Below are 9,984 nucleotides of genomic sequence, written 5' to 3'. Positions count from 1 at the left end.
CGTCAACAAACCACCGCTAGGTCCTATGGTTTCGTTCGTTCTTTGCGGGATCAGGCGCAAATTTCGTGAGAGTGATCAACGGGGTTCCGTCTCGGCGGCATAGCGTCATCTAGGACCGTGGTGCGGTGTGATGAGCTCGCCGGTGACCTGTTTCCGCACCTCAGCGAGTTGCTGGTGGAGCGCGTGCTCTATGAGGGCGGAGCGATTCGTCTGGTGGCGAACCCGTGAGGCCAAGGTGACTTGCCTCAGGGTGCGGTGGTGCCATGATCGAGCAGACGGTGCGGCGGCTGTACTACGAGAACGTTCATTGTTCGCGGCGTACTTTCGCCGTACAGGTTGACGGCCCGACCGTTCGCTATAGGTGCCGCCCGGCGGGGAGCCCTCTTGCCGCTGCCCTGCATACACGGGTGGGCCGGTCGACCCTGTTACGTAGGTTATGCCCCTGCCCGATCCTGCACGGTCGTTCCGAGGCTGCTGGGCGTCGATATCGAGACGCCGCACGGGCTGCGCAAGTGCTTCGAGGCCCGCGTCGAACGCACCGGCAGGAAGTCGCTGGTCGGACGGTTCGGCGGGATCCCGCTGCGACGAAACACGAAGACGGTCATCACCGACCGCCGGCTGGCCCCGGTCGACATCAAACGCAAAGAGCTGGTCACCCGGCTCCTCGCCGGACGGTGCGAATCATGCGGGCGGATCGACGAAGTGGAAGTCCACCACGTCGCCAAACTCGCGGACCTCGGACGATCGGGCAACCGGCCGCCATGGGCAGATCTCATGGCTGGCGCGGCACCGCAAAGCCCTGGTGGTCTGCGGAAGTTGTCGCGCGGACATCCAGTGTCAGCAGGGCGAGGGTTTTCGGAGACCACGGCCAGCGGGAGTATGTACAGAGTCTCCCAACCGGTTTTGACAGGGGCAGTAGCCACCGGCAGCCCGGCGACCAGGGGATCCGCCACAACCCCGACGGCAGGGTGCCCAGTTACGGCATAAGCGGCAAGGCCAGCCCAGCGCGACGCATCAGGCAGCATGTTCGCTCTCAGCATGTGATCCACGTCTGCCTCAGCAGCGCCGCAGCACGTCGACCTACGGGCTTCTCTTCCTCCTCATGCGGGGGAGTGGTGTGCACGGCCGCTCGACCACAGGTGACGGTTAACGCTGAGAAGTGGCATCTACCGTCGCGAGGCACATCTCATCTGGAAACATCCCAGCGGCCCCGGCAGGGGGTTGCACCCAAGGGCGGCTGAACCCAACTCGGACACCGACCGCCCCCCCCAGGTCAGCTCCGGTGGGCAAGCCGCCCGCAGGCAACGACACATCTTCTCCACGCGATAGCCGAGGGGAAGAGGTTGCTGTCGAGCGGGCCGGGCCTACGGCATCGCGGCCTGAGGTGCGATGCCCTGCAATACGGCCCTGCAACACCCTAGTGACCTGAGTTGTTGATGCGTCGTTTGATATGCACGGGGGTGTCCGGGGCCGCGGTTGGCTGAGCTTGTGTTGTCGGAGCATGAGCGTGCGGTGCTGGGGGGGGCGGGCTCAATCCACGCCGCAGGCACTCGCGTTGAGGGCTCGGATCGTGCTGGCGTATGCCGAGCTTGAGCCGGACGGGTTGCTGCCACGGTCGGCCAGTTCGGTGGCCGGCTGCTCAATGTCACCGAACGAGACGGTCTCCAAGTGGCGGGCCCGGTTCGTCACCCACCGGCTGGACGGGCTGGGTGATGCGCCCCGGCCGGGCCGGGGGCGGACCGTCACCGACGAGCAGGTCGCCGAACTGGTGCGGCTGACGCTGGAGACGAAGCCGACGAACGCCACCCATCGGTGGACGCGGTCTATGGCCCGGTGGGCCGGCATGTCGCCGTCGATGGTGTCCAGGACCTGGCGGGCCTTCGGTCTCAAGCCGCACCGCACTGAATCGTTCACAAGACCGAGCCGGTCCGGAGGTGGCTGCTGGCCCACCCCCGCTTCCACCTGCACTTCACCCCGACCGGCTCGTCCTGGCTCAACCTGGTCGAGCGGTGGTTCGCCGAGCTCACCTGCAAGAAACTCCAGCGCAGCGCCCACCGCTCCGTCCCCGCCCTCGAACGCGACATCCGCGCCTGGATCAAGGACTGGAACGCCGGCCCCCGCCCCTACGTATGGCACAAGACCGCCGAGCAGATCCTCGACAGCCTCGCCAGTTGCTGCCGCCGCATCAGCGGCCCAGGTCACTAGGGCTGGCGCCGCGACCTCGTTTCTACGACGCGATCGGGGGCGTTCGTGGCGCGGGTCAGATGGTGGGGGTGGGCCAGGGGACGTCGGTTTCGACGGGGGCGGTGTAGTCGACGCCGGGGACAGAGAAGCCGTAGAGGCGGCGGACTTCGTCGCTGAACCAGTCGAGGTCGGCGAGTTCGGTGATCGTGTTGCTGGTGGCGGTGCTCCAGCGTTCGGCGACGGCGTTCTGCACGGCGGGGTCGAGTTCCCAGGTGTCGAGGCGGACCCGGCCCTCGTCGTCGAGGTCGAGGGGACGGGCGCCGGTCAGCTGGTCCCACAGCTCCACCAGTTGACCGATCGGGGCCACCATGGCGTCGCCGAGGACGCCGCGCAGCAGCCCGACGTACAGGGCGATGCCGGGGATGGCGGTGGAGGACTGAGTGACGGCAGCGGCGTTGACCGAGGTCATGGCCCGGCCGCCCAGGGTCTTGCCGAGGCGCTCGTCCAACGTGCGTGCGGTGGCTTCGAGATGGGCCTTTGCGGCGCCGATGGTGCCCTGCCGGTAGATCGCCGCGGTGAGCGGCGAGCCGATGTAGGACAGGGCGGCGGTGGTGAAGCCGTCGGCGAGCAGGGACCGGTCGGCCAGGAATGTGATCCACCGTTCCCAGTCGGTGCCGCCCATCACCGCCACGGTCTGCTCGATGTCGTCGCCCTCGGCCGGCGCGGTGGTGACCTCCTTGACCTCAGGGGCGCCGTACTCGTCGAAGGCGAGGGTCTTGGTGGTGTACGGCGAGCCGACCGGCTTGAGGACCGAGGCATACACGTTGCCGGTGTCCGGGTCGGTGCGGCGAGGCGCTGCCACCGAGTAGATCAGGAAGTCGAGTCGCCCCCCGAACCGCTCGGCGAGGAGGTCGGCAACCTGCTCCTTCATCGCGTCGCTGAACGCATCGCCGTTGAGGAAGACCATGTCCAGCCCGTGCTGTTGGGCGAGCCGGGCGGTGGCGGCGGTGCGATACCAGCCGGCCGTGCCGGTGCGGCGCGCGGGCGCCTTCTCGAAGCACACGCCGATGCCACGGATACCGACACGGGCCAGGCCCGCGATCGTAGCGGCCAGGCCATACCCGGCGGACGAGCCGATGACCAGAGCCACCGGCCCTTCGCCCCCGGCGGTGACCGGGGCGGGGACGTCCCGCCACATCTCGTCCACCAGCTGTCGGCAGCCGCCAGGATGGGAGTCGAGGAACAGGAAGCCCCGGCTCTTGGGCGCAATGACGCGTTCGCTCACGGTGTGGTGTCCCAGGTGTCGTCACGGACAAGGACGCGGCGGCCGCATCGGCCACCCCGTCCCGCAAGTCTGCGGCCGTGCGGATGAACACGGCGATCTTGACCGGAACAACGATGTCCAGCCGGGCTTGGAGGGTTCCCACTAGCTCCAGCGGGGACAGCTGGCGGCACCCAAGTCCCATCCCGCGGGGTAGGGACCGAACCTGTCGACCGGCAGGAATGTCTCGATAAACCTCTATTCGGCGTTGGCGAGTTGCGCACGCGTCACACCAACCCTGGCCCTGCGGATGGCACAAGATCGCCGATCAGATCCTCGACGGCTACTACCGACGCATCAACGACTCAGGTCACTAGTACGAAGAAGAAATTCCTGGGGCGGCGGACAGGGGAGCGGTCGACACGGATGGCCCAGATGCGAGTGATGCGGCCGCCGATGAGGCTGAACGCCGCCACGGTCACGGTGACGCCGGCGTGCTGGGCGACGAGACCGGGCCGGCCGTTGACCGTCCGCTCCAGGAGCGTCAGCCCAGGGGCTTTGCCCGCGATGTGGAGCAGGTACTGGGCGATGCGTTCGCTGCCGTCGACCGGGCGGAGGACGGCGCCGACCAGTCCGCCGCCGTCGGCGATCATCGTGGCGTCGGGGTCGAGGAGATCGACGAGGGCCTTGATGTCCCTGGCCTCCCACGCCTCTTTGAAATGCCGCACCAGACCGGCCTGCCCGGCCGTCGGAACCGCCGGCTCCAGCGCCCCACGCGTTCGGCCGGCGTCATGGACTCCAGTACGACGAGGAAGGCCATGCTCACCGACTCGTCCAGGGTGACCCGGTCGGCGGGGTCGGCCGGCTCGGCCCTGCCGCCGCCCGACGGTCCGCTGATCCACTCCGTGCGGTCGGGCAGCGGCTCGGGCATCCATTCGCCGACGTAGCGCTCGCGCCGGACCCGCGCCGATCCCAGCAGGTCCGGACAGATGCGGGTGGCCACCGTCGTCAGCCAGGAGCCGGGCGATTCGATGGCACGGCGTCCTCGGCCTCGGCCAGCGAACCGAGCAGCCGGTAGGCGAGGTTGATCAGATGTCGTCGCTCGCCGACGATCTCGCTCAGGCCCGGCTCGGACCGGTCATGCCCCAGGTAGTACTCGGCGGTGATGATGTACGGCAGCAGGCCGACGCTGATCCGCCAAATCTCCAGATAGGTGTCAATGCCGGGCAACTGGAGTCCATTTGCGGAGTTTGTTCACCCGGGCGACGGAGAGGAACCATTCGTGCCAGGCAATGCGGTAACCCGGAAGACCCTTCGGGCATGTCGCGTCGGAGTTGCCCGTGCAGATCAGCGAACGCCACCGCGTACGGACGGCCGGCCCAGGCAATCCACATCGGATAGCGGCACTCCAGCATCCGTGTCATCGCTTCGGCGCTCGGGAAAGGCAGGAACTCAGCCACCCAGATGGCGTTGTCCTCGTAGATCACCGGATAGTCGGGGTGAATCCGCGCCACCGTGCTGCAGGCCGGCTCGGGCAGTCAGTAGCTGGTGCCCGGCAACACGACCGGCGGTGCTCGAAAGCCCATATGGTCGTACCTCCTCTTCTGGGAGCGAGAGTGTCGCACCCAGCGCGAGAAGAAACCCTTGCATCCCGGCTCAGGTTGGCCGCCCGGTTCGAAGAGCAAGCACCGGCCACCCGCCATGACGTGGGACGAGTCCTCGCCACCGGCGAGGCATAGCTGGCCCGCCCACCACAAGGTCGGCACCGAACCACGGCAAACTGGCCAAGCGTCAAGTCAAGTGAGCGTTCGAGAACCCAGCGAGCTTGAGAGGGACCGCGGCCTACCCACACGTCAGGAAATCCGGATGCTTCCTCTCGGTCGGCACCAGCAGACTGTCGTGCATGCTGATTGAACCGAATACCGTCTGTGAGCGAGCGGCCGGCGTGGAGAAAGAACTAGATTCTGCCGTCATCCTGATCACAGGTGTGATGGCGGCGGGGAAGTCCACGGTGGCCGACCTGCTCGCCAGGCGGTTGCCGCGGGCCGCGCATGTACGCGGCGACGTTTTCCGGCGAATGATGATCTCGGCCGCGAGGAACTCCTGCCCGAGGAAACTGACGAGGCCAGGGCCCAGTTGGAACTCCGCTACCAACTCTCTGCACTGGTTGCTGACGAATACGCCCGTCACGGATGGACCGCGATTGTCCAGGACGTGGTGCTGGGCGAAGATCTGCCTCGGTACGTCACCAAGGTGTGTACACGTCCTTTGTATGTCGTCGTGTTGGCGCCCTCCACTGCTGCTGTGCACAGCAGAGAGGCCGGACGACCCAAGACCGGGTACGGGGCCTGGACGGTTAATGCGCTTGATCAGTCCCTGCGCGCAGAGACTCCGAGTATCGGGTTCTGGCTGGACACTTCGGAGCAGACACCGGACCAGACGGTCTCGGCGATTCTCGACAACCTCACCGCCGCCCGCGTCGAGACAAGCTGACGCAAGCCAGCGAGGAGCCTGGCTTACTGGCTTAGCTGTCGATGGTGGGCTTCTTCGACCAGTCGGTCCGGGGGCTTCCTGCTGACTGAACCAACTTGGAAGCGGCAGAGCCTCGCGGAGCAGCGGGTGGAGCGCGGCGCGTGGGATGCCGACGATCGGAGTGCCCAGTTCGCGCTTGGGGTGCGGCCGTCCAGCGCGGCGTGAGCGCGGTGTGCACGTATGCGGCCTCCCATCCCGGACAATGCGCGCCCCATCCGGGTGGCCCCCGGGGCTCCTGGCGCGGCGTCCACGCCGACATCGGCCGGCTGCTGGACGAAGAGCCGAGGGCTCTTCGACCGCCTCAGTGCGGAGGCGAGGAAGGCGCCCGCGGACCTGCTCGGCGACACCGAGGAGGAGGGGACGCGGCCTGTACTGCAGGCAGTTCGGCTGCATGATTGCCGCCTTCCTTCAGTGTCACCGGGCATTGGGCACCGGTCGCCTGTCCGTGTCCGGCGTCCGGCGTCCTCCGCCGGGCCGTGGACCCTGCGGAGGGCCAGGCTTGGCCTTGGGGCCGCAGCCGGCCTGGAGGCTGCTGCTTCACATGCGGCATCTGGGCTGGGCACGGATGCGCCCGCGGGGCCGTACGGGTGAGGGAGAAACGATCCCTTCGGAGGAGGTGTTACCGCACCACGCCGACCGGTCGGAAACCGGGTGCGGACTGTCGGTGCGGTGGTGTGTGATCGGGGGTGTGGCGATTGTGTTGGGCAAGCCGGGAGTCGACGGGCTGAGCGAGGTTGTGGGCGTGCTGCGGGAGTGGCAGTACGACGGGGCGCCGATGCAACTGCATCCGGGGGACCTGGGCTGGTTCTGGCGATTAGGCGCGGAAGCGACCGCCGCGGCGGTCAGGATGTGGAGCCGGGACCGACAGATTCTCGCCGTCGGGCTGCTGGACGGTCCCGGGCTGTTGCGGCTGACGATCGCGCCAGGCGCTCAGCGGGAGGAGGAGCTGGCGCAGCAGTTGGTTGAAGACGTGACCGAGCCGGAGCGCGGCGTGCTGCCCGAGGGGAAGGTGAACATCGAGGCGCCGATGGGTGCACTGGTCCAAGATCTGCTGTTCGAGGACGGCTGGAACGCCGACGAGCCGTGGACACCGCTGCGCCGCGACCTCACGGTGCCGGTGAAGGACCCGGGCGTGCGGATCGAGGTGGTCGGACCGGAGCAGGCGCACGTGTTTGCCGCCGTACATCGGGCAGCGTTCGACGGGTCGAGGCTCACGGACGAGCGCTGGCACGCGATGGCGGCCGGATTGCCGTACGCCGACGCCCGGTGTCTGGACGCGTACGACGACCAGGGCAACGCGGTGGCGGCGGTGACGGTGTGGTCGGCCGGTCCGGGTAGGCCCGGGTTGCTCGAACCGATGGGCGTGCACAGGGAACATCGCCGTCACGGCTACGGCGAGGCGATCACCGGCGCCGCGGCGGCCGCACTCCAGGAGCTGGGCTCGTCGAGCGCGATCGTCTGCGCTCCGAGCTCCAATGTCGGCGCCGTCGCCACCTACAAGTCAGCCGGCTTCCAGCAACGCCCCGAGGTCCGGGACCAATTCCGGGACGCCTAAACCGTGTTTTAGAAGTCGCTGGTCTGTTGGGTTGGGCGTCCGGGGAAATCGCGGGCGGCCATCCAGATGGTCGCGGGCGATCCGGTCGATGCTGGTTTCGGTGACGACGTCGTGCTCGTGGCGCGTGGTGTCGCGGCGGACGACTTCGTAGCCGCCTTGGTCCAAGACGGCGACCGAGGTGAACCAGGCCGGGTCGTCCTCGTCGGGCTGGATGACTACGAAGGTGTCGTCTGAATCGTTGAGGTCGTCGATCAGCATGAACAGCGCGTCCTCGGACGGGTCGTCGATGTGGTCACCGTTCTCGCTGCCGGCGCAGTAATACGCAGCCCCCATCGAACCTGCTCCCCCTCGACTCGCTGACCTGACCGCGGTCAGGATGACGTGCGAGACCGACATCCCCGACAGGTCACAGCCATTCGTTGATCGCAGCTATCAGCACGGTTGCCTCGAACCGGAGGGTGAGCTTGTCGAACCGGGTTGCCACCGCCCGGTTCCGCTTCGGCCGGTTGATGCCACACTCGACCGCGTGCCTGGCTTTGTAGTCCTCGCGGTCGAAAGCGGGAGGCCGCCCAACAGCCGTTCCCCGGCGCCTGCGATGGCCGGCCTGGTCGGCCGATTCCGGGATCGTGCACCGGATCTCTCGTCGACGCAGATACACGCGGTTGCGCGGGATGAGTACGCCTAATGGGAAAGCGAGCGTCGGCGTTAGCTGCCGTTCTGGGGGCGCGAGCCGAGCCTTTGAATACGCCCGGGCCTGAGAGTCTTGTTGACAAAGACGAGGCTGGCTCGCGTCCAGCAGTCTGGGCGTAAGTGCTCGGACCCGGTGCGGTTCTGTCTGTATGGGCACGAAGTGGTCCTCTTGCTGCGGGCTGGTCGGTCTGCGGCTGCCGGGCGGTTTGCTTTTCGGCCTGACCATCCCGGCGGGCGCCCGCCGCGTGCTGGTGAGCACGGCAGATCGTGAGGTCGACGTTCACCTCCCAGGTGATCAGCCCGGCCGCGTCTGCCCCGGGACTGCAGCCCGGTCAACACCATCGCGCTGCCAGCGGCGGAAGAGCCCATAGACCGTCTGCCACGGCCCGTACGAGGGCGGCAAAAACCCGCCACGGGGTGCTGGCCCGCACTCGCCAGCGGATCCCGTCGATCAACCGTCGCCGACACACCGACGGCCTGCTTATCACCGCGACCCGCAACAACGGTTCGAGTACCGCCCACTGGCCATCTGAAAGATTCCCTTGCCCCACACCGAGATCATCACGGCGCGAGGCGAGGCAGGGACCACACTTCTAGAACACGGCCTAGTGATGGATTCCTCAAATGGTGTACACATATCGGTGTCGCAGACGGCGGGTTGGTGGTGCGGGTCTGCCCCAAGCCCCTGGTCGGGGACTGTAAAACGTTCGGTGTAACTCCCGATCATGGAAGATGCATCGATGACCAGTGACAACGTGACCGAGGCTGAGTCCGTCGAGCCGTCTGAGGCGGTGCCGGCGAAGTCTGTGGACGACCGGCTGATTGACGAGCTGGTGGGCCGGGCTCAGGCCGAGGGCCTTCAGCTGACCGGCGAGGGCGGGCTGCTCCAGCAGTTGACCAAGCGGCTCTTGGAGTCCGCTCTCGAGGGCGAGATCACCGACCATCTCGGCTATGACAAGCACGATCCGGCAGGGAAGAACGGTGGCAACTCACGCAACGGCACCCGAGCCAAGACCGTGTTGACCGATGTCGGCCCGGTCGAGATAGCCGTGCCCCGCGACCGGGAAGGCAGCTTCGAGCCGAGGATCGTCAAGAAGCGGCAGAAGCGCCTTTCCGGCGTGGACGAGATGGTCATCTCCCTCGCGGCGAAGGGTCTGACCACCGGCGAGGTCCAGGCCCACCTCGCCGAGGTCTACGGCGCCGACGTATCCCGCCAGACGATCTCCACGATCACCGACAAGGTCCTCGAGGGCATGGCCGAATGGCAGAACCGGCCCCTCGACGCCGTCTACCCGGTGGTCTTCATCGACGCCATCCACGTGAAAATCCGTGACGGCGCCGTCGCCAACCGGCCCGTCTACGTGGCCCTGGCCGTCACAACCGAGGGCCGGCGGGACATCCTCGGACTGTGGGCCGGCGACGGCGGCGAGGGCGCCAAGCACTGGATGCACATCCTCACCGAGATCAAGAACCGCGGCGTCAACGACGTCTTGATGCTGGTCTGCGACGGGCTCAAGGGCCTGCCCGACGCGGTCGATACGGTCTGGCCGAAGACGATCGTGCAGACCTGCGTGGTCCACCTGCTGCGGAACTCCTTCCGCTATGCCGCCCGCCAGGACTGGGACAAGATCGCGAAGGTCCTCAAGCCCGTCTACACCGCACCGACCGAGTAGGCGGCACTCGAGCGGTTCGCCGAGTTCGCCGGCGTCTGGGGCAAGAAGTATCCGGCGATCGTGCGTCTCTGGGAAGTCGGCTTCATACT

The 9,984-nt window shown here is 67.2% G+C and carries 3 protein-coding genes and 5 pseudogenes; 4 read left to right on the top strand and 4 right to left on the bottom strand.

From position 1 onward, the window contains the following. Nucleotides 1-1,476: 1,476 nt before the first annotated feature. Nucleotides 1,477-2,205, top strand: a pseudogene (locus J7E89_RS40235) (helix-turn-helix domain-containing protein). A 55-nt stretch (nucleotides 2,206-2,260) separates the two neighbouring features. On the opposite strand, the gene fabV reads toward J7E89_RS40235, so the two are convergent. Both fabV and J7E89_RS40225 read right to left on the bottom strand, forming a co-directional pair. Beyond that, entirely contained in the window at nucleotides 2,261-3,469 is a 1,209-nt protein-coding gene (gene fabV / locus J7E89_RS40230) for an enoyl-[acyl-carrier-protein] reductase FabV (RefSeq protein ID WP_214981468.1), read from the bottom strand. A 341-nt stretch (nucleotides 3,470-3,810) separates the two neighbouring features. Then, a pseudogene (locus tag J7E89_RS40225) lies at nucleotides 3,811-4,612 on the bottom strand (RNA polymerase subunit sigma-24). 823 nt (nucleotides 4,613-5,435) lie between these two features. Between J7E89_RS40225 and J7E89_RS40220 the strand changes: the two are divergent. Then, nucleotides 5,436-5,938, top strand: a pseudogene (locus J7E89_RS40220) (AAA family ATPase). Nucleotides 5,939-6,665: 727 nt separating this feature from the next. Next, nucleotides 6,666-7,532 (top strand): GNAT family N-acetyltransferase, encoded by an 867-nt coding sequence (locus J7E89_RS40215; protein ID WP_214981467.1) that lies wholly within the window; start codon nucleotides 6,666-6,668, stop codon nucleotides 7,530-7,532. 8 nt (nucleotides 7,533-7,540) lie between these two features. Here the strand turns inward: J7E89_RS40215 and J7E89_RS40210 are convergent. After that, a pseudogene (locus J7E89_RS40210) lies at nucleotides 7,541-7,865 on the bottom strand (hypothetical protein). A gap of 689 nt (nucleotides 7,866-8,554) precedes the next feature. Further along, the gene (locus J7E89_RS42610; RefSeq protein ID WP_374197001.1) at nucleotides 8,555-8,710 is read right to left on the bottom strand and encodes a hypothetical protein; all 156 of its coding nucleotides are present in this window, start codon (nucleotides 8,708-8,710) and stop codon (nucleotides 8,555-8,557) included. 252 nt (nucleotides 8,711-8,962) lie between these two features. Here J7E89_RS42610 and J7E89_RS40200 point away from each other — a divergent pair. Next, nucleotides 8,963-9,984, top strand: a pseudogene (locus J7E89_RS40200) (IS256 family transposase); the annotation flags it as partial.

Source organism: Streptomyces sp. ISL-100, from assembly GCF_018614615.1.
Lineage (GTDB): Bacteria > Actinomycetota > Actinomycetes > Streptomycetales > Streptomycetaceae > Streptomyces.
The sequence above is the reverse complement of the archived record's forward strand: the minus strand, read 5'-3'. Positions and strand labels throughout refer to the sequence as shown.